Origin of the sequence: Chryseobacterium sp. ON_d1, assembly GCF_006829085.1 — a bacterium.
Taxonomy (GTDB): domain Bacteria; phylum Bacteroidota; class Bacteroidia; order Flavobacteriales; family Weeksellaceae; genus Chryseobacterium.
In genome coordinates this window covers 21,926-43,924 of the sequence record NZ_BJTC01000014.1, presented here as the reverse complement: position 1 = coordinate 43,924, position 21,999 = coordinate 21,926, and the positions used below count along the sequence as shown (strand labels likewise).

Genomic DNA, 21,999 nt, shown 5'->3' with positions numbered 1-21,999 from the left:
CCTTTTTGAGCCTTGCCCAAAAAGGTTTTTGATTGATTGAATGTTCAAAAATGCTAACTAACAAGCATTCTATTAAAAATGTCGAAAGTTTTTACCCAAATGCTCTTCTATCACAAAGAATGGATCTTCCGTAAGGGTGTGTGCCCTCATATCAATAAGGCTCACTTTACTCATCATACGAAGCATGATTCTTCTCTCACAGGACTGTTCAATACCATTTATGTTTCTCACTCCGGCGCGGAAAGCTGATCTTCCGTGGGCGCATAAGTGATTGTTAACCAAAATAACGTCTCCTGCCTGAGGCGTAAATCCTGAATAAATTAAATGCCTTGCTTCCTCCCAGAATTCATGCAGGGTATGCTGTGCTTCTTCTGACTGCCTGATGCTGGAATTGAAAAGCTGTTCTGCCGCATCAAACCTCATGAAAGGGAGATTGGCATTCCCATACAATACAGAATCCAGTGTTTCTTCTTCATTTTCTCCCATCTCAAGATTGGCATCCTTGGGAATTTTATAAATACGCTCAAAAAGAGGTTTGTAATTTTCACCAATCGATTCATGAGAACGTATAGAATAAAGGGTTGAAGGTACCTGTTCATCATTTCTTACATACATAAAGCTTAAAAAATCAGCCTGATGCTTCAGAAAAGCATCTTCGGTATGTACATACAGATCTGTTGAAGATCCTGATCCGGTTTGTGTCTCCTTCATTTTCTCATCCGGAATGATAGCATGGATCAGCCCTCCTCCTTTACGCTGTGAATAATATTGTACGGGCTTTGAGGGAAGTGCTCCATGAATTAGAGCACACGCAAAACCATATAAGTTAAATTTTGAATAATCTGCCGATTGCCAGTTGGGTGGAGTAGATCCTATTTCCTCCTGATCTATGTCCATCAGGCCTGTAAAGATCAGTGCACCATACTGATTTTTTGAAAAGTCACTCGCAAAATCAGCCGCTGTATTTAAAATCCTCTCTGGCAAGAAGTAAGAAGCCAGCTGATGAACATGCTTAATAAAATCGCGGTTTTCATAGGTATCATATTTTTTCTGAAGATGCACGGCTGCATCTTTGATCATTCTTCTCTCCTGAGAGGTGATTTCTATGACTGTAGGAAGCAGTTTTATTGCTGCAGAACAGTCTTTATCTAAAATTTGTGTAGAATTCATTAAAAAAAATTTGATGTTAAATAATAATTTTTATCTTTGTTTTTAATTATTCTAAATAACAATAGTCGAGTCAAATTTAGTAATAATTACGTAATCACCAAATAAAAATATAATAAAAAATGCAAAATTTAAAAAACTGACTTACAGATATATACGATAATATATTGAAAAAACCACAACAACTCACAGATTAAAAAAATCACATTACAAAACATTTATGAACAATAAAATAATATCCCTGGAAGAGCTATCAGGTTCAAATTCACCACATATTTCGGAGAATTTTGGGAATATTTTTCATCCTGACAATTATGATCATTATCGTAATGCTGTCAACAGAACTTTAGACCTTGTACAGGAATTTCTTCATAGGAATAACAAACCTTTCAGTGGTATAGAAGCCAAAACAATGAAAGGACTGGTACAAAAGATTGATCTTAATCAAAAACTTTCCAATTATAATGAGCTGCTGGCAGAAGTAGATGATATTTATGTGAAACATGCCACCGCTTTTCACCTTCCACAATATGTAGCTCATCTTAACTGTCCTGTAGTAATTCCGGCATTGGCAGGGGAAATTCTTGTAAGTGCTATCAATTCTTCACAGGATACTTATGATCAGAGTGCGGGAGGAACCTTCATGGAAAGAAAACTGATCGACTGGACTGCCGGTCAAATTGGATATAATACGAATGAAAGCGACGGTGTTTTCACCGCAGGGGGCTCACAGAGCAATTTAATGGGATTGGTCATGATGCGTGACTGTTTTTCTCAGAAAAGATATCATCACAACATTAAAATGGATGGTCTGCCGGCAGAAGCAAGCCGTTTCAGAATATTTGTTTCAGATAAATCCCACTTCAGCAATCTGAAAAATGCATCCATTATGGGACTGGGCGAGAAAAGCATTGTTAAAGTGCCTACGGATGAGCGTTTTCGTATGGATATCACTCTTTTAAAGAAATATATTAAAAGGGAAGAACAGCTAGGAAATATTCCTATTGGCATTGTAGCTACCGCAGGAACCACAGACTTTGGAAATATTGATCCACTAGAAGATATCGCGAATATAGCAGAACACTATAACATCTGGATGCACGTAGATGCAGCGTATGGATGTGCATTATTATTGAGCGAAAAATACCGTGATTTGATCAACGGTATTGAAAGAGCAGACTCTGTAACGATTGATTATCACAAATCATTCTTCCAGCCCATCAGCAGCAGTGCTTTCATTGTTAAAAACAAAAAAGAACTGTTGATTCTTAAACATCACGCCGATTATCTGAATCCGAAGGAAATGGACGAAGAAGAAATACCGGCACAGATCAATAAATCCATTACTCAAAGTACCCGAAGGTTTGATGCTTTAAAGCTTTGGTTTACCTTAAGAATGATGGGTAAAGAACAGCTGGCGGCATATACAGACACGGTGATAGATCTTACCAAAGATGCTGCAGCGATGATCTCTGAAGATACTGATTTTGAACTCCTTTCAGATTCCGACTTAAGTGTTCTTGTTTTCCGGTATCTCAATCCGGAAACCAGTGATCTGAATGCCCTGAATCAGTACATCAAGATGAAACTGTTCTACAGTGGAGAAATCCTTGTAGCGAGCACAAAAGTGGATGGAAATTTCTATCTGAAATTTACGTTCCTGAACCCGATTACCACTACTGAAGACATTCATCAAATTCTCACCACAATCAAAAATCATGGAAAAGACTTTAATTCAGAAAAATAGAACGGGAGAAAAAGCCAGAGAAATTACTTTCAGAATTCTGTTGAACGGAATGTTGAGAGAACTGGGAAACGGAAAATTCTATCAGGGTGTTCCAAAATATGATGTTCTGACAGCAAAAGCTCTTCAAAACAGTGATTATTCATTGTTTATGAGGTTTGAAATGAAGAAAAGCGGACTGTTTTTATTTGCTCCGGTTTCTTATCGTTCCGAAACTCTTTTTCATGAATACGGACCTGTTTTGTGGGCGGTAGATCACCAAAATCAGGAAGTTTTTGAAGTGAATGATCAAAAGCTTACTGAACTGGTTTACAAGGAACTTTCTGGGACTACAAACGAAAAGGGTTTCAGAAACTTTGTGGAAAGAATTCAAAGCAGCTTAAGAAATCTGGAACTGACTACAGAAGCGTGTCTTCAGGATGATCAGCTGTTGACCTATTCTTTCCTTGAATCTGAGCAAATGCTTCCTGCCGGACACAATTTGCATCCTTTCACCAAATCAAGAATGGGATTCTCTGAGGAAGAACAGCTCTTATACGGCCCAGAATTCGGAAAAGGATTTCAGCTGGATTATTTCCTGATTCACAAAGACTGCATCACAGAAAAATCCCTTCCGGGAATTTCTGCAAAAGAAATCTTCGAAAAATGGACTTCTTTACCGGAAAGCTACGATTTTGAAAACATCAATGATTTTTATATAGTTCCATGCCATCCGTGGGAGGCACAATATCTTTTATCAACCGAAGAATATCCTGAAATGCTTGGTTCCGGGAAGATTATTCACATCGGACCTTTGGGAGAGGATTTTTATGCAACATCTTCCATAAGAACGGTATACAATCCGGATTTCAGCTGGATGTTGAAATTTTCTCTGCATGTTTTAATGACAGGCTCTGTAAGAACAAACAGCTTAAAAGATCTCAACAGAGGATATGCTTCCGCAATCTGGTGGCAGCATCAAAAAGCTTCATTTGAACAAAACTTCCCGAATTTTAAATTATTATTGGAACCTTCCACGCTAAGCGTTCATTATGAAGGGAAGAATATGGACAGTCTGAATATACTGCTCCGCGAAAATCCTTTTTCAAATGAAGATAAAGTCATTTTATTAGCAAGACTTTGCCAGGATGAGTCTACAGATGGTTTCAATTTTACGACGCACTTCTTTAAAAATGTTTCCAATCAATTAGGAGTAGATACAGAAAAAGCAGCTATCATCTGGTTTGAAAAATATGTAGATCTTTTGCTTTCTCCTTTGAACAGGTTGTACAGTCAATTAGGCATGGCTCCTGAAGTTCATCAGCAGAATCTGCTTGTACAATTGGATAATCAACTTCTTCCTGAGTCTATTTATGTAAGAGACGGACAAGGTTATTTAATCAAAAAAAGCTTCAAAGGTAAATATGAATCTCTGATCAAAGATTATCCTGAAGTGGAAGACCTTTTCATCAGGGATGAGCGTCTGCTGGATATTGTTTCTCACCATCTTTTGGTAAGCAACCTGAGTGCACTGATTGCTTCAATAGGTAAAACTGGTCTGGTTAAAGAAAGAAGATTAATCCATATTCTGTACAGAGAGTTTGAAAACCTTCATGAAACTGAACCTTCCTCATTAACGGATTATGCTTTGAATCAAAGATATTGGGCGGTAAAATCAAACCTCCAGTCGGCGGTTGCTGATGTAGACGGCGGTGTAAATGCTTCTTCAATTTCTTATGCTAAAGTTCCGAACCTTCTTCATAAACATTTCTTCTCCGATCAGCTGATCAATCCGCAGGGAACAGAAGTTTTCTTTAAAAGGTATTTCCAGAAAGAGGATGTAACCATGAGTATGCGTCCTATAGATCTTGAAAACGACCTTGAAATGCTTCATGAATGGTTTAACCGTGAACATGCCGTAAAAATCTGGCAGATGAACTGGCCCATTGATGAGCTGGAAACGTACTACAGACTAATGCTTCCAAGTGATGAAGCACACAGTTATATCATCGCAGGGAATGACGAACCTTCCTGTAATATTGAGGTGTATTGGGCTTGCAGAGATATTGTAGGCGATTATTATGAAGTGCTGCCTACGGATTACGGAACACACCAGTTCATTGCACCTGTTGATCCTAAAAAGAAATTTGTATCTCCATCCACTCAATCTATGGTTGACTATGTTTTTGCACAGCCACAGGTAGGAAAAATGGTAGGCGAAGGATCTGTAGACTCGCTTGCTTCTATGATGAATAAAGCCCATGTAGGCTTCAAAGTAGATAAAGTAATAGAAATGCCTCATAAAAAAGCCAATCTGAACTTCTGTTACAGAGAATGGTACTGGGAAAAATTCCCGCAGAATAAAGAGGTACAAATCACCACAAACATCACAAAAAATGACTAACGAAGCCGTATACAATGTAATAGGTATAGGTATTGGCCCTTTTAATCTGGGACTTGCCGCATTATCCAATCCGATTCCGGAACTGAAAACCCTTTTTCTGGACCAGAGAGATGGTTTCGACTGGCATCCGGGACTGATGATTGACCATGTAACCCTGCAGACTCCATTTTTATGTGACTGTGTTTCCATGGCGGATCCTACGAATCCTTTAAGCCTTTTGAATTATCTGAAGGAAACCGGAAGACTGTATAAGTTTTTTATCAGAGAAGATTTTTTCATTCCGAGAAAAGAATACAACCGTTACTGCCAATGGGTAATTGAACAGCTTCCACAATGCCGTTTCTCTACTCAGGTGGTGGATATTACTTATGAAGAGGGTTTATATCATGTAACTACGATTCACACCAAAACCAAAGAAACTACGATTTTCAAAACGGAAAGATTGATTTTAGGAACAGGAACACAGCCTCATATTCCTTCTTTCATTCCGAAAGATGATTCCCGAGTTATTCACACCAGTTCTTATCTGTACAGAAAAGAAGAGCTTTTGTCTCGTGGTAAAAAAATAGCAATTATCGGTTCTGGCCAGAGTTCTGCAGAAGTTTTTTATGACCTTCTTCAAAACAGAAATGAAGAGACACAACTGGGATGGTATTCCCGTCCGGACAGATTTTTCCCCATGGAATATTCTAAGTTGACGCTGGAGCTTACTTCACCTGATTATGTAGAGTATTTCTACAACAGAAGTGAGTCTGCAAGGAAAACCATTTTAAGCAAGCAGCAAGCTCAGTTTAAAGGAATCAATTACGATCTGATCAATGATATCTACGATTTTATTTATGATCTGAATATCGACAATGCGGATCCTAATCTTAAAATTATTCCTAACAGCCAGTTGAACAGAGTAGACAACAGCAATCCGGATTTCATCAATCTTGAGTTTACCCAACTGGAACAGGAAGTACCTTATGAACAGGAAGCGGATTATCTGATTCTTGGAACCGGATACCGCTATCATGAACCTGCATTTTTACAAAATATTCAGGATAGAATCAAAAGAGATTCCAGCGGATTGTTTGATGTCAACAGAAATTATTCAATAGACTACAACGGAGGAGAAATCTATGTTCTCCACGCTGAAGTTCATACCCACAGCTATATTTCTACAGATCTTGGAATGGCTGCTTACCGCAATTCCTACATCATCAATGATATTCTGGGAAGAGAGCATTATAAAATTGAAAAGAAAATTGCTTTCCAGGATTTCGATGTAGAAAAATATGCTGATTTACCAACTGCCAAAATTTAATCAAAAAATGAACACCAACTTAAAAAATACAGTAAGCCAGGAAAACTGGAATCAGGCCAACAGAAACCTAATGGCCAAAACCATCGCAGAGCTGATGCATGAAGAGCTTCTAAAACCTGTGGTAACCTTTGAAAATAAAAACGGATATACTGTTTTTACCCTTGAAACCGGAGTTGAAAATATTGTCTACAGCTTCCGCGGACAGGAAAGAATGATGGATTACTGGCATATTGATAAAGACAGCATTACAAAAACAGAAAATGGTGAAGATCTGTCTTCAGTAGATGTAGCGGCTTTCTTCCTGGAAATGCAGTCTGTTTTTGACTTAGATCCTTATACGATTGCAAGATACACGGAAGAGTTACTCCATACACTGTATTGTGATGCTTTAACCTTATCAAGAGGAGTGATGTCTTCAAAAGAGCTTGCTGATGTGGATTATCAAACTGTAGAGCATAATATGACGGGACATCCATGGGTAATTGTGAACAAAAGCCGGTTGGGTTTTTCTCCAAGAGATCTTAAAACATTTGCCCCTGAAGCCGATGAAAATTTAAAAGTGATCTGGCTGGCTTCTCATAAAAGCAGATCTTCATTCCAGGCTCTGGAACATATTGACAGAGATGAGTTTTATCGTTCTGAAATAGGAGAGGATTTATACAATGATTTTCAGCAGCAGCTGTTGAGCAAAAGAAAAGTTGTTGAAGATTATCATTTTATTCCTGTACATCCATGGCAGTGGGAGCATAAGCTTCAGATTCATTTTGCGGGAGATATTGCTTCCGGACTTTTAATCCAGTTAGGAGAGGGTAGTGATACGTACAGTCCGCAGCAGAGTATCCGTACTTTATTCAATGTAGATCATCCTGAAAAAAGATACCTGAAAACCGCTGTTTCTATTCTGAGCACAGGGAATATCAGAGGATTATCGCCTAAACAGATGAAAATTGCGCCAGCCATTACAGACTGGGTAAAAGGCTTAATTAAAGATGATGCTTATCTGGAGAATAAAGAAACTATTTTCCTGGGAGAAGAAGCTGCCATCACGTATCTGCATCCACAGTATGGAGCGATTGCCAGCGTACCTTATCAATATAATGAATTCCTTGGCGCATTATGGAGAGAAAGTGCTGAAAATTATCTGAAAGAAGACGAAAAAATGGTAACCATGGCCTCTTTACTTTATGTAGATGAAAATGGAGTTCCATTGGTTGAGGCATTTGCTGAAAAAGCAGGAGTGAGCATTAAAGAATGGATTGAAAGCTATCTTGATGCTTATCTTACCCCATTATTACACATTTATTACACCCATTCATTATGTGTAACGCCACACGGAGAAAACATTATGGTGGTTCTGAAGAACGGAGTTCCGAAGAGAATCGTCATCAAAGACTTTGTGGATGATATTGTACTTACTACAGAGGCCAGAGAAAAACTTCCTGCACACCTTGCAGACGGTTTGATCCAGTCTTCCAACAAAGAAAATATCCCGTTGTTTATTTTGCTGGGCGTTTTTGATGCTTTCTTCAGATATCTGTCGAATGCATTGCATACGTATTCCAACTTTAATGAAGAAACATTCTGGGAACTCGTTCACAACTGTGTAGAAAATTATAAAGCTGAGAATACTCACCTTCAGGAAAGATACGAAAAGTATGACCTGTACGTGCCGGCATTCAAAAGATTCTATATCAACAGTCTGCGTCTGAAAAATAACGGTTACAGTGAAAACAAGGCATTTGCCATTCCGAGAAAAGACGGAGCACTGCCAAATCCGCTGTATCAGATTGCCAATAAAAATTCAGTAGCAGCAGTATGAGGAAATTCCTGCATATCCTAAAAGAAGGAGCGGTTTTTACGTATGGAGCCATAGCCGGAAAGAAAGTTGAACTCACTTCCGGAAGTATCAACCGTTCCATTTTTAGTCTTGCCATTCCTATGGTGATGGAACTTGTCATGGAATCTGTTTTTGTAAGCGTCAATCTATTGATTATCGCAAAATTAGGAGACAAAGTTCTTGGGCTTGTGGGAATTACAGATAACTACATCAACTTTGCTTATGCCATTGCCGTAGGTTTGGGAATTGCTGCAGCAACCCTTACGGCCAGAAGAGCGGGCGAAAAAGATAAAGAAGGAATGGGAAGAACAGCCCAATACATCATCTTGCTGGCCCTGTTTTTTGCAGTGCTTATTGGTGGGGTTTCCTGCTTTTTTGCATCAGAAATTGTTGATTTTCTGGGAATCAATGCCAGTACCGTAACTGAGGGAGTTTCTTTTTCAAGACTCGTCTTCCTGAGTATCGGGCTTGTAATTCTCCGTCTGTCTGTCAATGGGCTTTTCAGAGGGGCAGGTGATGCCGATATTGCCATGAAGTCACTTTGGATCTGCCATATTTCGAATATCATTTTTGCAGTGGTCCTTGTTTTCGGATTAGGATTTATTCCTGCTTTTGGATTGATGGGATTGGCATATGCTACAGTTTTATCAAGGCTTTTAGGCGTTTTATACCAGGCTTTTGTATTTGCCACAGGAAAAACCAGCATCAGTATCAGAGTTCCTTTACAGCTTGATATTCCATTGCTGCAGAAGATTCTGAAACTCGCCTTTGGAGGACTGGTTCAATATATTATCCCAACATCCAGCTGGCTGATTATGGTGAAGATCATCTCCACTTTCGGAACTACAGCACTTGCAGGATATATTATTGCCCAGCGTATTGCTTCCGTAGCCACGATGCCTGCCTGGGGAATAGGAAATGCCGCCGGAGTTCTTACGGGTCAGAATCTGGGTGCCGGAGAGCCTGAACGTGCTGAGAAGACAGTCTGGAGAGCAGGAACCATCAACATGACGTATCTGGTACTTGTAGCCCTATTCTGGCAGATTGCTGCGGAATATGTGGTGAAATTTTTCACTACAGAACCAGAGGTCGCAAGATATGCTGTGCAGTATATCCATGTGGTATCAATGGCTTATCTGCTGTTAGGATTTACCATGGTCATCAGCCGTGCCCTGAATGCTGCCGGAAATATTATGCAGGTTACACTGCTATATCTCGTCATGTTTTATGTCATTCAGCTTCCTCTTGCTTATCTCTTAGGAGTAAGATTTCAGTGGGAACTGAGAGGAATATTTACTGCTATCGTTTCTTCGGAAATAGTTTTAGCTGTGCTATTCCTGATGATTTTTAAAAATGGAAAATGGAAAACTATAAAAATTTAAAATGAACACTACAGAAGAATTTTATGAAATAATCGCCTCTGCCATCGCTATAAAAAAAGAACTGGTAGATGAAAAACTAACGTATCAGGAGATCCCGGAATGGGATTCTATGTCCCACCTTCTTATTGTAGAAGCGCTTGAACAGTTTTATCAGATCAAGTTTGATTTTAACGATATTCTGGAGATGGGAACCGTCGGAAAAATTCGCGAAAAAATGAAAAAATACGATGTATTCGTAGAAAACTAGGCCTATGAAAATTTTAGAAAATGTAATTGCCAATAAGAACCTGGCGTTTACAGATGCTTCCACCGGTACAACAATACCGGTGGGAACACTGTACCGCACTTTAGGCTTAAATCCTGTAGAAAAAGGACTGCTCTTTTTATACAATGACAATCAGCTGCCAAGCATTGAGGTGCTTCTCAATTTTTACGGAACAGCGCACACGATTGCGGTACTAGGACAGAAACTGCATGAGGAATTCAAAGAACGTATTGAGGCAGAATACCGTCCGAAATACATCTTTGATCCACAGAGAGAGGCCATTGAAGGATACACTCTGAAAGCATTTTCAGACCATATCAGTATCTTTACAAAGGATGATTATAGGAGTGAGGTTACCATTCATCCTGACATCAAAATCCTTTTGAGTACTTCAGGGACAACAGGTGTTCCGAAACTGGTTAAGTTATCTGATGAAAACCTTTACCAGAACGCCTTGAGTATTCTTCAGTATATGCCGATTCTGGATACTGATGTAGTTCCTTTAAACGTTCCGATCAACTTTGTGTACGGATTCTCTATTTTCACCACCAACTGTATGCGTGCCGGAAGAATCGTATGTACAGATAAAGACATTATGCAGAAAGCATTCTGGGACGAAATGGAGGAATACGGTTACAGTACTTTGGGCGGAGTTCCTTTCCTTTATGAAAACCTGAACAGAATAGGATTTTTCAGAAAAGATTCTCCAAGTCTGAGGTATTTTACCCATACCGGAGGAGTAATCAATGCTGAATTGAGAAAAACTATTTTCTCTTATTGTCATGAATTTAAAAAAGAATTCTTTGCACAATACGGACAGACGGAAGCAGGAGGAAGAATGGCTTACCTAACTACAGAAGGATTGCTGGAAGAAGAAACATCAATCGGAAATGTGGTAGAAAGAGGAAGCTTCAAAATTGATCCTGAAACGGATGAATTGCTGTTTTCTCATGTCAGTATTTTCGGAGGCTATGCCAATAAACTGGAAGATCTTGCCACATATGAGCAGCCTTCCGTACTGCATACCGGAGATACCGCCAGAAAAGGTGAAAACGGAATTTATTATATCACAGGTAGAATAAAACGTATCATGAAACTTTTCGGCATACGTCTTAATCTTGATGAGGTAGAATTTATCCTTAAAAATGAAATGCGGGGCAATACTTTCGTATGTCTGAATGCCAATGATAAAAAAATCGTGGTATTGTATGACAATCCGGAAATAGATCCTCAGATCATCACCGAAATCATTAAAAATAAACTGCGTATTAACCCGCAATATGTACGCACAGAACGTATAGAATCATTCCCATTATCACAAAACGGTAAAATAAACTATCCCCTGTTACAAAACTTACAGCATGAAAACATCTAAAACCCTTATATTACTTCTTGGTCTTGCTTTATCTTCCAACTCGCTTTCTGCACAGCAGGGCGACAGAATTCATGGCAAAATCATGCTGTCTGAAAAAGCACCGGTAAAAAATGCTGTTTTAAGACTTGTCAACACGTCTTATCAGGCAAAAACCAATAATTCAGGAGAATATTACTTTGAAAATGTACCACCTGGAGAATATACGCTTCAGGTGGTTTTAAATGACATCGAACTGATGAGGGAGCCCATCCACATTCAGAAAGATGTCTATGAAATCCCTGCGATCTATGCCCCGTTACACAATAATGTGATTGAGGGAATTACAGTATATGCAGTGAGCAGAAATAAATTTTTGGATAAAGACAGTACTTCAGTGGCTAAAATGCCATTGAAAGTTCTTGAAAATCCACAGGCTTACACAAGCATCAACCAGCAGATCATGAAGGAACAGCTTACTTACGATATTTCGGAAGTCCTCAAAAACGTTCCGGGTATGGTAAAAATGCAGGGAAGTCCGGGAAGAGGTTCAGGAGACGGAAGTTTCTACTACAGCCTTAGAGGTTTCCCTACCAAAGTATCGATGGTAGACGGTGTTCCCGCAACGACCAACGGAGAAATTGATCCTGCTGATATAGAACGTCTGGAAGTGATTAAAGGACCTTCAGGAACCCTGTATGGTGGCGCTGTGACATCTTTCGGAGGTTTAATTAATGTCGTGACCAAAAAACCAAAAGATTATTTTGGAGGAGAGGCTTCTTATCTCATGGGAAGCTATAATCTGAACCGTGTAACCGCTGATGTCTATGGCCCGATGACAGAATCCAGAAATATGTTATTCCGTTTAAATGCCGCCTATCAGTATCAGAACGGATTCAGGGATTCTGAATTCAGAAAGTCATTCTTTGTGGCACCTACAATAAGCTATCAGGTGAATGACAGATTGAAATTTAACTTGGGAGCTCAGATCTACAATTATGAAGGAACCAACACGCCGATTATTTTCCTTGCGAGAACAAGACCTTACTTCGCCCACAATCCGGATGAATTGGGCTTCGACTGGAAAAAATCCTATTCCAATAATGATATTACTTTAAAAGCACCATCTATCAATGTAAAAGCTGAGGCGAATTACAGAATTTCAGATCAGTGGACCTCACAGACTTTGCTTTCAAGAAACTTCAGAAAAACGGAAGGATTATATCAGTACCAGTTTATCCGAGGAAATACCAGTGATGCGATGTTGGAACGTAATGTACAGTGGCAGAACTCGGAAGCTTCTTCTACCAGTATTCAGCAGAATTTTAATGGAGAATTTAAAATCGGAAACGTTAAAAATAAAGTGCTGATCGGATTAGATTATCTGAATCAGACCATCAACAATAACCATTCCCCGATTGTGGTATATGACAATATCAACGGGCAGACTTTAGCAGGATATGCCAATATCACCAGAGATCTTGTATTGCAGAAAATCCAGACCTCCACAGCTCCTTTGGTAAGAAATAATTCTGCATCCAATCTTTATGGAGCCTATATTTCAAATGTTACCTATATTACAGACCGTTTGATTACCCTTTTAAGCTTACGTATGGACCACTACGAAAGTAAAGGCCAGCTGAACCTGAACACCAATATCCGTACGGGAGATTTCAACCAGACCGCATGGTCTCCAAAAGTAGGAATTGTATATCAAATCCTGAAAGACCAGTTATCTGCCTATGGTAACTATATGAATGGTTTCAGCTATACAGCACCTGTTGCACAGCAGCTTCCGGACATTAGCGGGGAAATGAAACCTCAAATGGCGAATCAGTGGGAAGTAGGATTGAAAGGGAACCTTTGGAGAAACAAGGTTAATTTTACCGTTTCATATTACGATATTCTTGTTGACAATATCCAGAGAGGAAGCGGTGTAATCCGTGACGGAAAAGAATACAATATTGTTGTTCAGGATGGAACACAAAGAAGTAAAGGGATTGAAATTGAAACCATCATGAATCCTGTTCAGGGATTAAATATTATGGCCGGATATGCCTACAATCACAGCAGATACGAAAAAGCAGATCCAGCTGTAGACGGTCGCCGTCCTGAATCTGCTGGTCCTGCAAATGTATTCAATTCCTGGATCAGTTATATTCTTCCGATCAAAGGACTTCAGGGACTTGGAATTGGTTTCGGGGTAAACCGTGTTGGAAAACAGATTACCGGAAATAAAACCGTTACCGGACAGTTTGCATTCCCGGCTTATACTTTAGTCAATGCTTCTATTTCCCTTGAAAAAGAAAGATACAGACTAGGATTTAAAATGAATAACCTGGGCAACGTACAGTATTTTGCAGGGCAGGGAGTGGTGGTCGCTCAGATGCCCCGTAATTTCGTTGCTGAGGTAAGTTTTAAATTTTAAGAATGAAGCTGAAATTCAGAAAAATTTCCTATCAGTTACATCTATGGCTCGGACTCACGTCCGGGCTTATCGTTGTTATCATGGCCTCTACAGGATGTATCCTGGTTTTTGAAGAAGAATTAAAACATATGGTTCACCCCAACCGATATTACGTTGAAAATATCGGAAGAAACAAACTTTCACTGTCTGAGCTTACGGAAAAAGCAGAAAAAGCACTTCCCGAAGGCTTAAAAGTCAAAAGAGTCGTTATGTCTTCCGATCCATCACGAACCTATGTATTCCGTACCTTAAAAATGAATGATGAAGCATGGACGTATTGGGGAACTTATCTTTATTATTATCGAATTTATGTAGATCCTTACACCGGAAAAGTGCAGGAAGTAGAAGATGCCAAAAAAGACTTCTTCGAAATTGTACTGGATCTTCACAGAAGACTTCTGCTGGGTGAAAAAATCGGAAAAACAATTACCGGTTATTCCACACTGGTATTGGCTGTAATCCTTCTATCAGGGCTTGTGATATGGTACCCCCGCAAAATGAGTAAAGCCATGCTGAAAGGAATGTTTTTCATTAAAGTATCAGCCAATTGGAAAAGGATTAACTATGATGCTCATAATGTGTTAGGATTCTATGCCATCATTCCTTTACTCTTAATCTCTTATTCCGCATTGATATGGAGCTTTAAGGATGTAGATAAATGGGTAAAGAACACACTGAACGGAAATACCCCCACAGAAAAGAGAGTCAAAAGTATAATCTCTTTCGAGGAATTTTCAAATCGGGAAAATATCCTCAATCTGATCGGAAATACTATGGAAAAAGAATTGAAAAACAAAAAATCAGCACTTGTCAATTTTCCAAAATCAGAAGATGGGACCTATTATGCCGAGCTCACTTATGATGGAAGGCAGTATAGAAATGAACACTTTAATTTTGATCAGTATTCAGGAGATATTTTAAAATCTCAATCGTATAAAAACAACAATATCGGATATGGAACCGCATTAAGAGAAAGAAATTATGATCTTCACACCGGAAGTATTCTGGGACTGACCACCAGAATTATTTATTTTCTGGCAGCAATTATCGCACTGTCACTCCCAATTACCGGTTTTATTATCTATTTGAATAAGAAAAAGAAGAAACCAAAACATAAGAAGAACAAAGTAGTTTTTCCTTCTCACCATTAATAAAGAGAAGAGTTATCTCAAAGGTTAATAATCCGGCTTTTGTCATTCTGACGAAGGAAGAATCTCATTAATAATTTATGTTAAGAGATTCTTCACTACATTCCATTTCGTTCAGAATGACACTTCTGTATAACCTCTTTACTCCAGTATCAAATTTTATCGCAGATAAAATCCTAGCGCCTTAAAATAAGTTCTCTTCATCTCAATTGCGCCTTTGCGTTTTCCAACCAAGAAATATGCAATTGATTATAAATCAACCAATCAATCCCTTCACATTCTTCGAAAAAACCTCAATTCCTTTATTCATCTCTTCAAAATTAAGATCTCCAAACCCTAAACGCATGGCTGTAAGCCCTTTATTCTGATATAACAATGTCTTAGGAATGAAAAGATTGTCTTTCACACAATTCCGGCTAAGCTGCATCAGATTCAGCGGAATATTCCATTCCAGCCATATAGCAAGCCCTCCGGAAGGTCTTTGAAAAGTAATAAAATCCCCAAGATTTTCTTCTAACAGCAAAGCAAAATAATCACGCCTTTCCTGATATACTTTTAAAGATTTTTTCAGATAACGGTTGATTTCCCCTTCTGCAATCATCTCTCCAAGCGCTCTTTCCATCAGAATATCCCCTTGGCGATCGATAATCCCCAGATATTTACGCATTTCGGTCATCAGATTCTCCGGAGCAACAATAAAACCTGTCCTAAACCCTGGAGCCAAAGATTTTCCGAAAGAACCAATATAAATTACCATTCCGTTCGTATCAGCACTGGCCAAAGGAAGAATTGGGCTTTTATCGTAGTGAAATTCGTAATCATAATCATCTTCCAGGATAATAAATCCATATTCATTGGCCAATTCCAATAATTCAAACCTTCTTTGTGCACTCAGTGCAACGGTAGTAGGATAGTGGTGGTGAGGAGTAAGATAAAGCATCCGTATTTTTTGCTTTTTACAGGCTTCCCGTACACTTTCTACAATAATCCCTTCCTCATCAATGGGAATAGAAACAATATCAACCCCAGCTTTCATAAAGATCATATTGACGGAGAAATAACTCAAAGCTCCCACCAATACGGTATCTCCAGCAGAAAGAAGAATTTCGGAAACGATATAAATACTCATTTCCGTGCTTCGGGTGATGAGCAGATTGTTCTTGGAAATTGGAAGTCCACGGGAAAGATTCAGGTATTGGGATAAATGTTCTTTAAAAAATTCACTTCCGTCATGATTATAATGTCCCAACGCTTTCTGGTTAGATTTTCGCTTCAGAATTGAGCTGTAAAACCGGGAATGCTGCCCGATTTGAGTTAAACGGATATCCGGCACCCCATCATTAAACACATACTCACAATTCGAATGTTCAAAAGGATTATCGAGAATATTGGATGTTTTGAATGAAAAACCAGTCGAAACAGGGTAGTTTTGAAGATTATTTTTAAAATCATTCAATTTAACAGGTTTTTCCTGATCTTTTCCAATGACAAATGTTCCTTTATTCGGAAAACTCTCCGTCCAGCCCTGTGCAGAGAGCTCATCATACACTGCAACAGCTGTATTTCTGTGGATTTCCAGCATTTCACTGAAAGTTCTTGTTCCCGGAAGCTTGGTTCCAAAAGGTAAAAATCCTCTCTGAATCGCATTGATCAGCTGGTTGGCAATCTGTAAATAGATAGATGTTTCTGATTTTCTATCAATCTTAATAAAACTTTCGTAGGGAATTTTAACCGGACTATCCATAATATCAAAACTGGCACCATGTAACCATCCGGCAATATACTACTTTTGACATCAAAATAAAAATCTATGGAATTTCATCATCTGTTAAAAAAAATTGTACAGAAAGGAAGTACCCACGCCAAGTGGCTGAACACCCTTTCTTTTATGGAAAATGCCGGTGCAAGAAAAATATCAAAATGTGAACATCCAACATTGGTTTCTCAGATCCAGCTGAAACATGCTGCTGAGGAACACCGCCACGCTTATTATTTAAAAAAACAAATTGGGAAAATAAACCCTGAGCTCTGCAAAACTTACGAAAGCACAGAACTTCTGGCGCCAATTGCAACAAGCCAATATCTCCACTCATTGGATATTAAAGCCTGCCGTTACCTTCAGAAAGCATTCAATCTCAACAAAACAGACATTAAATACGCGGCCTATCTTTTTGTAACCTATGCTATTGAAGTCCGTGCTGATGAGCTTTATCCGGTCTATCAACAAGCACTTACAGAAGCATCTTCTAAAATTATGGTAAAATCGATCATTCTTGAAGAAGAAGGACATTTGGAAGAAATGATTCATCAGCTTAATGAATTTGCTCCAGACTGGAAGTATCATGCAGAACATATTTTAACCATAGAAAAAGAATTGCATGAAGAATGGATCAATGCTGTTACCCAGGAAGTCACTCAATTGAATTATGCTTAGCAACAGCTCTCATTTTCAGGAATCTCTTGACAAAAGAAAAGAGGAGGGAACATTAAGGCGTTTAAAACTTCAATCTGATGGAATTGATTTTTATTCCAATGATTATCTGGGATTTGCAAGAAGTAAAGAACTTCAATATTTACTACTACAAAAGATTACAGATAACCCTCAGCTGCTTTCCGGAAGTACAGGTTCAAGGCTAATTAGCGGAAACAGCGATATTGCAGTTTCTGTGGAAAAGGATATTGCTCAAAAACATCAGTTTGAGTCTGCGTTACTTTTTCCGTCCGGATACAATGCCAATCTGGCTTTGTTTTCTACACTTCCAAGCCGTCACGATACCGTGATTGTGGACGAACAGATCCATCGGTCAGTGCATGACGGCTGTAAATTATCGAATGCTAAAAAACTGAAATTCAAACATAATGACCTTAAAGATCTTAAAAACATTTTAAAAAAACAAAAAAATCACTGCTATATCGCAATAGAAAGCCTTTATTCTATGGAAGGGGATTTTGCTCCGATCCGGGAAATCGCTTCACTCGCCAGTAAATACAAAGCCTCTCTGATTGTAGATGAAGCTCACGCTTTTGGAGTCTTCGGATATGGACTGATTGAACAATATCAATTACAGCATCAGATTTCTGCCGCAGTCATAACCTATGGAAAAGCCCTCGGAAGCCATGGAGCCACAATTCTTTGTCGTGAAACGGTGAAATCTTACCTGGTGAATTTTGCAAGCCCATTCATTTATACGACTTCAGCACAGGATTTTCAGTGGATGAGTATCAAAACAGGATATGAATTTTTAGATCAAAATCACCACCTGGCCATTCAGCTTCAGAACAATATTAAAACTTTCCGAAGCAGGAATTTACAGTCTCCGTCCGCAGAAGCAAGTCCGGTTCAGGCTATTATAATACCGGATAACCAAAGACTGAAAAGCTTACAGGATGCTTTATCTGAGGAAGGATTTTTAACCTATGCCATCTACAGTCCCACAGTAAAAGCAGGAAGTGAAAGGTTAAGAATATGCCTCCACAGCTTTAACACAGAAGAGGAAATTGTAAAACTGACAGGAATTATTGAAGAATTTATTGAAAACTAAAGAAATAACATTCAAAACCCGGAACACGAATCCCCGAATCACAAAAAAAATGAAATTATTTATAACAGGAATAGGAACCGAAATAGGAAAAACAGTGTGCTCAGCCGTTTTGGTTCAGCATTTTAAAACAGAATACTGGAAACCCATACAGTCAGGTGATCTGCACTATACAGACAGTCATAAAATTGAAGCATGGACTGATACAAATATCTGTCATCCTGAAACTTACCGTTTACAGCTGGCAGCCTCACCCCATCAGTCTGCAAAAGAAGAAAATATCACCATCAATCTGAATGATTTTCAACTTCCAAAAACAGCAAGCCCATTAATTGTAGAGGGAGCCGGAGGACTTATGGTACCCATTTCAGACACTACTTTTATGATTGATCTCATTGAAGAATTAAGTCTTCCTGTAGCATTGGTAATCAGAAATTATTTAGGCTGCATCAATCATAGCTTGCTCTCCATCCTGGCTTTACAACAGAGAGAAATTCAGCTTGAGTATTTAATTCTTAACGGAGATTTCCCGGAAGATACAGAAAGAGTGATCTGCAGTTTTATAGAAAAAGAAACAAAAATCATAAAGATTCCGGAGATCAGCACCCCCGATAAAGAATCTATCAAACATGCTGCAAAGCAATTAACAATAACAAAAATAGGATAATGGATACAAAAACAACATTGAGAAACAATTGGACGAAAGAAGAAATTGAGGAAATTCATCACCTTCCTCTGATGGAACTGATCTATAAAGCAGCCACTGTACACCGCCAATGGCATGATCCTTCCGAAGTGCAGATATCTACTTTATTATCCATCAAAACAGGTGGATGTCCTGAAGACTGCTCCTACTGCGGACAGGCAGCACGTTATCACACCAACATCAAAGTACAGGCTTTATTACCTACAGAAACCGTAATTGCCCATGCACAAAAAGCAAAAGATTCGGGATCTTCAAGGTTCTGTATGGCGGCAGCATGGCGTGAAGTTCGTAATAACCGTGATTTTGACAGAGTGATTGACATGGTGAAAGGAGTAAATGACCTTGGTCTTGAAGTCTGCTGTACGTTAGGGATGCTTACGGAAGAACAGGCTGTAAGGCTTCAGGAAGCAGGATTATATGCTTACAATCACAACCTTGATACCTCTGAGCAGTATTATGAGGAGATCATCTCTACCAGAACTTTTGACAATAGGATCAATACCATCAATAATGTAAGAAAAGCAGGAATCACGGTGTGTTCCGGAGGAATTATCGGGCTTGGTGAAACACACAGAGACAGAATTTCAATGCTTCTTACACTGGCAACAATGCCAAAACATCCGGAATCCGTTCCTATCAATGCATTAGCGAGAGTAGCAGGAACACCATTAGAAGATAATGAAAAAGTTGACACGTGGGAAATGGTAAGAATGATTGCTACAGCCAGAATTGTAATGCCGTCTTCTATGGTAAGATTAAGTGCCGGACGTATTGAAATGTCTGAAACAGAGCAGGCGTGGTGCTTTATGGCAGGGGCTAATTCTATTTTCACAGGAGAAAGAGAAACGCTCTTAGTAACACCTAATCCGGGTGTATCTGAAGACATGCAGATGCTGCAGACCTTAGGACTGAAACCTATGATGAAAAAAGAAACATGCTGTTAGATAATTATGAATTATAAATGATAAATGATGAGTGATGAGTTGGATTATTGGTATTATAGCGCTTATTATAAAATTGGTTTTTGAATTTTTATAAACTGCAGTACAAGTTGGAAAACGCAAAGACGCAAAATCTTTTGTAGTAAGAAATATTTTAAGGCGCAAGGATTTTATCTCCGATAAAATTAAACACATTCTTTGCTGAAAATCTTTGATTTTCTTGCGCCTTAAAATATTCGCAATCTATGATAAAACTTTGCGCCTTTGCGATTAATCCAACATTTACGCCAACATATTCAACTAAATTATTGTTAAATCCAATTCCATCACTCATTTCTACTTTTTAGATCTATAATATGAATACAATAACAAAAGAAATCAGCCTTCAACAGAGGGATAGAGCAGTCAATTGGCATCCTTACACCCAGATGAAAACAGCTGATGATGCCATTCCAATTGTAAAGGGAAAAGGAATTTACTTGTATGACAACGAAGGAAAAAAATATCTGGATGTTGTTTCATCCTGGTGGGTTACGTTGCACGGACATTCTCATCCTTATATTGCACAGCGTGTTTTTGAACAGTTAAATACATTGGAGCAGGTTATTTTTGCGGGATTTACGCATGAACCAGCCGTACAGCTTTCAGAAAATTTACTGAAACTTCTTCCGGCTGGCCAGGAAAAAGTTTTTTATTCAGATAACGGGTCTACAGCAGTAGAAGTTGCTTTAAAAATGTGTATTCAATATGCATACAATAAAGAACAGAAGAAGACAAAGATTTTAGCTTTTAAAAATGCTTATCACGGAGACACCTTCGGAGCGATGTCTGTAAGTGGAAAAAGTTTCTGGACAAGACCTTTTGAAAGCATGCTGTTTGAAGTTGTATTTATTGACACACCCAATTCAGAAAATCTGGAAAGCCTGCATGCGCAGATTAAAGAACGCGCTGATGAAGTAGCCTGCTTTATCTATGAACCGCTAATTCAGGGAGCTGCCGGAATGTTGATGTATAAACCTGAAGATCTCAGCCAGCTGATGAAATACTGCAGAGAAGAAGGCATTCTTATGATTCAGGACGAAGTTTTTACCGGATTTGGGAGAACAGGTAAGCTTTTCGCAGCAGATTATCTTACGGAAAAGCCTGACATTATGTGTTTTTCAAAAGGTTTAACGGGAGGCACGATGCCCATGGGAATCACCACCTGTTCCAATGAAATTTACAATGCTTTTCTGTCGGATGACCGTTATAAAACCTTATTTCACGGACATTCGTTCACTGCAAATCCTTTAGCCTGTACGGCTGCTCTCGCCAGTATGGAAATACTTTTGACAAACGAAACTCAAATGAATATCAACCGCATTGCTCATCAACATTCAGAGTTTGTAAAAACACTTGCTTTACATCCTCATGTAGAAAAGGTTAGACAGATCGGAACTATTTTAGCTTTCGATTTTAAAACCGGGAATGATACTTCTTATTTCAATGAGATAGGGAAGAAGCTGTACAATGAATTCTTACAGAGAGGGATTATTATGAGGCCGCTGGGAAATGTAATCTATCTGGTTCCGCCATATTGTATTACTTCCCAAGAATTGGATTTTGTATATCAGAATATTATGGAAGTTTTGGATCAGTTTAGAGATTAAACGATCCCTTCAGGTAATAATTTTTTTTAATTTTTCAACCTTATAGGTCCTGTAAACCTATAAGGTTTTTAAATTTTTTGCAGTTAGCGTTTTACATCCACAATAGTTGTC

17 protein-coding genes are annotated in these 21,999 nt (G+C 38.7%); 14 read left to right on the top strand and 3 right to left on the bottom strand.

Features of this window, described 5'->3' with window-relative positions; translation table 11 throughout:
* Positions 1–72: 72 nt before the first annotated feature.
* Entirely contained in the window at positions 73–1,170 is a 1,098-nt protein-coding gene (locus tag CRS_RS20020; RefSeq protein ID WP_142725725.1) for a TauD/TfdA family dioxygenase, read from the bottom strand.
* A gap of 217 nt (positions 1,171–1,387) precedes the next feature.
* Between CRS_RS20020 and CRS_RS20015 the strand changes: the two genes are divergently transcribed.
* Genes CRS_RS20015 through CRS_RS19975 form a run of 9 tightly spaced genes read left to right on the top strand, consistent with a single transcriptional unit; the run spans position 1,388 to position 15,056 of the window.
* Complete coding sequence (locus CRS_RS20015; RefSeq protein ID WP_142725724.1) at positions 1,388–2,914, top strand: aspartate aminotransferase family protein; 1,527 nt, start codon at positions 1,388–1,390, stop codon at positions 2,912–2,914.
* Positions 2,886–5,294, top strand: coding sequence for a GNAT family N-acetyltransferase (locus CRS_RS20010; protein WP_142725723.1), 2,409 nt, complete (start codon positions 2,886–2,888; stop codon positions 5,292–5,294). The genes CRS_RS20015 and CRS_RS20010 overlap by 29 nt, the downstream gene beginning before the upstream one ends.
* The gene (locus CRS_RS20005) at positions 5,287–6,603 is read left to right on the top strand and encodes a lysine N(6)-hydroxylase/L-ornithine N(5)-oxygenase family protein (protein WP_142725722.1); all 1,317 of its coding nucleotides are present in this window, start codon (positions 5,287–5,289) and stop codon (positions 6,601–6,603) included. Before CRS_RS20010 ends, CRS_RS20005 begins: the two co-directional genes overlap by 8 nt.
* A gap of 7 nt (positions 6,604–6,610) precedes the next feature.
* Positions 6,611–8,422 carry an IucA/IucC family siderophore biosynthesis protein gene (locus tag CRS_RS20000; protein WP_142725721.1) on the top strand — a complete coding sequence of 604 codons (1,812 nt, stop codon included), beginning with the start codon at positions 6,611–6,613 and terminating at the stop codon, positions 8,420–8,422.
* Entirely contained in the window at positions 8,419–9,822 is a 1,404-nt protein-coding gene (locus tag CRS_RS19995) for an MATE family efflux transporter (RefSeq protein ID WP_142725720.1), read from the top strand. Before CRS_RS20000 ends, CRS_RS19995 begins: the two co-directional genes overlap by 4 nt.
* A gap of 1 nt (position 9,823) precedes the next feature.
* Positions 9,824–10,069 (top strand): acyl carrier protein, encoded by a 246-nt coding sequence (locus CRS_RS19990; protein ID WP_002979498.1) that lies wholly within the window; start codon positions 9,824–9,826, stop codon positions 10,067–10,069.
* A 4-nt stretch (positions 10,070–10,073) separates the two neighbouring features.
* Positions 10,074–11,462, top strand: coding sequence for an AMP-binding protein (locus tag CRS_RS19985; RefSeq protein ID WP_142725719.1), 1,389 nt, complete (start codon positions 10,074–10,076; stop codon positions 11,460–11,462).
* Positions 11,449–13,866, top strand: a complete 2,418-nt coding sequence (locus tag CRS_RS19980; RefSeq protein WP_142725718.1) for a TonB-dependent receptor — start codon at positions 11,449–11,451, stop codon at positions 13,864–13,866. The genes CRS_RS19985 and CRS_RS19980 overlap by 14 nt, the downstream gene beginning before the upstream one ends.
* 2 nt (positions 13,867–13,868) lie before the next feature.
* Positions 13,869–15,056: a PepSY domain-containing protein gene (locus CRS_RS19975; protein WP_142725717.1), complete on the top strand. Its 1,188-nt coding sequence runs from the start codon at positions 13,869–13,871 to the stop codon at positions 15,054–15,056.
* Positions 15,057–15,309: 253 nt separating this feature from the next.
* On the opposite strand, the gene CRS_RS19970 is transcribed toward CRS_RS19975, so the two are convergent.
* Complete coding sequence (locus CRS_RS19970; RefSeq protein ID WP_142725716.1) at positions 15,310–16,797, bottom strand: PLP-dependent aminotransferase family protein; 1,488 nt, start codon at positions 16,795–16,797, stop codon at positions 15,310–15,312.
* 66 nt (positions 16,798–16,863) lie between these two features.
* On the opposite strand from CRS_RS19970, the gene CRS_RS19965 reads away from it, so the two are divergent.
* The 4 genes from CRS_RS19965 to bioB are packed head-to-tail and all read left to right on the top strand — an operon-like array spanning position 16,864 to position 20,242.
* Entirely contained in the window at positions 16,864–17,487 is a 624-nt protein-coding gene (locus CRS_RS19965; protein ID WP_142725715.1) for a hypothetical protein, read from the top strand.
* Complete coding sequence (locus CRS_RS19960) at positions 17,480–18,595, top strand: pyridoxal phosphate-dependent aminotransferase family protein (RefSeq protein WP_142725714.1); 1,116 nt, start codon at positions 17,480–17,482, stop codon at positions 18,593–18,595. The genes CRS_RS19965 and CRS_RS19960 overlap by 8 nt, the downstream gene beginning before the upstream one ends.
* Positions 18,596–18,644: 49 nt before the next feature.
* A complete protein-coding gene (gene bioD / locus CRS_RS19955; RefSeq protein ID WP_142725713.1) occupies positions 18,645–19,259 on the top strand; it encodes a dethiobiotin synthase in 615 nt (204 codons plus the stop codon).
* Positions 19,259–20,242, top strand: coding sequence for a biotin synthase BioB (bioB, locus tag CRS_RS19950; protein ID WP_142725712.1), 984 nt, complete (start codon positions 19,259–19,261; stop codon positions 20,240–20,242). The genes bioD and bioB overlap by 1 nt, the downstream gene beginning before the upstream one ends.
* A 151-nt stretch (positions 20,243–20,393) precedes the next feature.
* Here bioB and CRS_RS19945 read toward each other — a convergent pair whose 3' ends face one another.
* Positions 20,394–20,573, bottom strand: coding sequence for a hypothetical protein (locus tag CRS_RS19945; protein WP_114820171.1), 180 nt, complete (start codon positions 20,571–20,573; stop codon positions 20,394–20,396).
* A 22-nt stretch (positions 20,574–20,595) separates the two neighbouring features.
* On the opposite strand from CRS_RS19945, the gene bioA reads away from it, so the two are divergent.
* A complete protein-coding gene (bioA, locus tag CRS_RS19940; protein ID WP_142725711.1) occupies positions 20,596–21,888 on the top strand; it encodes an adenosylmethionine--8-amino-7-oxononanoate transaminase in 1,293 nt (430 codons plus the stop codon).
* The last annotated feature ends 111 nt before the right edge of the window (positions 21,889–21,999 follow it).

Bases quoted from the DNA above. Each gene is read 5' to 3' on its own strand.
- CRS_RS19960 (WP_142725714.1), top strand. From the start codon at position 17,480: ATGCTTAGCAACAGCTCTCATTTTCAGGAATCTCTTGACAAAAGAAAA.
- CRS_RS19995 (WP_142725720.1), top strand. From the start codon at position 8,419: ATGAGGAAATTCCTGCATATCCTAAAAGAAGGAGCGGTTTTTACGTAT.
- CRS_RS20020 (WP_142725725.1), bottom strand. From the start codon at position 1,170: ATGAATTCTACACAAATTTTAGATAAAGACTGTTCTGCAGCAATAAAA.
- CRS_RS20015 (WP_142725724.1), top strand. From the start codon at position 1,388: ATGAACAATAAAATAATATCCCTGGAAGAGCTATCAGGTTCAAATTCA.
- CRS_RS19990 (WP_002979498.1), top strand. From the start codon at position 9,824: ATGAACACTACAGAAGAATTTTATGAAATAATCGCCTCTGCCATCGCT.
- bioB (WP_142725712.1), top strand. From the start codon at position 19,259: ATGGATACAAAAACAACATTGAGAAACAATTGGACGAAAGAAGAAATT.
- CRS_RS19985 (WP_142725719.1), top strand. From the start codon at position 10,074: ATGAAAATTTTAGAAAATGTAATTGCCAATAAGAACCTGGCGTTTACA.
- CRS_RS19975 (WP_142725717.1), top strand. From the start codon at position 13,869: ATGAAGCTGAAATTCAGAAAAATTTCCTATCAGTTACATCTATGGCTC.
- CRS_RS20005 (WP_142725722.1), top strand. From the start codon at position 5,287: ATGACTAACGAAGCCGTATACAATGTAATAGGTATAGGTATTGGCCCT.
- bioA (WP_142725711.1), top strand. From the start codon at position 20,596: ATGAATACAATAACAAAAGAAATCAGCCTTCAACAGAGGGATAGAGCA.
- CRS_RS19965 (WP_142725715.1), top strand. From the start codon at position 16,864: ATGGAATTTCATCATCTGTTAAAAAAAATTGTACAGAAAGGAAGTACC.
- CRS_RS20000 (WP_142725721.1), top strand. From the start codon at position 6,611: ATGAACACCAACTTAAAAAATACAGTAAGCCAGGAAAACTGGAATCAG.
- CRS_RS20010 (WP_142725723.1), top strand. From the start codon at position 2,886: ATGGAAAAGACTTTAATTCAGAAAAATAGAACGGGAGAAAAAGCCAGA.
- CRS_RS19980 (WP_142725718.1), top strand. From the start codon at position 11,449: ATGAAAACATCTAAAACCCTTATATTACTTCTTGGTCTTGCTTTATCT.
- CRS_RS19970 (WP_142725716.1), bottom strand. From the start codon at position 16,797: ATGGATAGTCCGGTTAAAATTCCCTACGAAAGTTTTATTAAGATTGAT.
- bioD (WP_142725713.1), top strand. From the start codon at position 18,645: ATGAAATTATTTATAACAGGAATAGGAACCGAAATAGGAAAAACAGTG.
- CRS_RS19945 (WP_114820171.1), bottom strand. From the start codon at position 20,573: ATGAGTGATGGAATTGGATTTAACAATAATTTAGTTGAATATGTTGGC.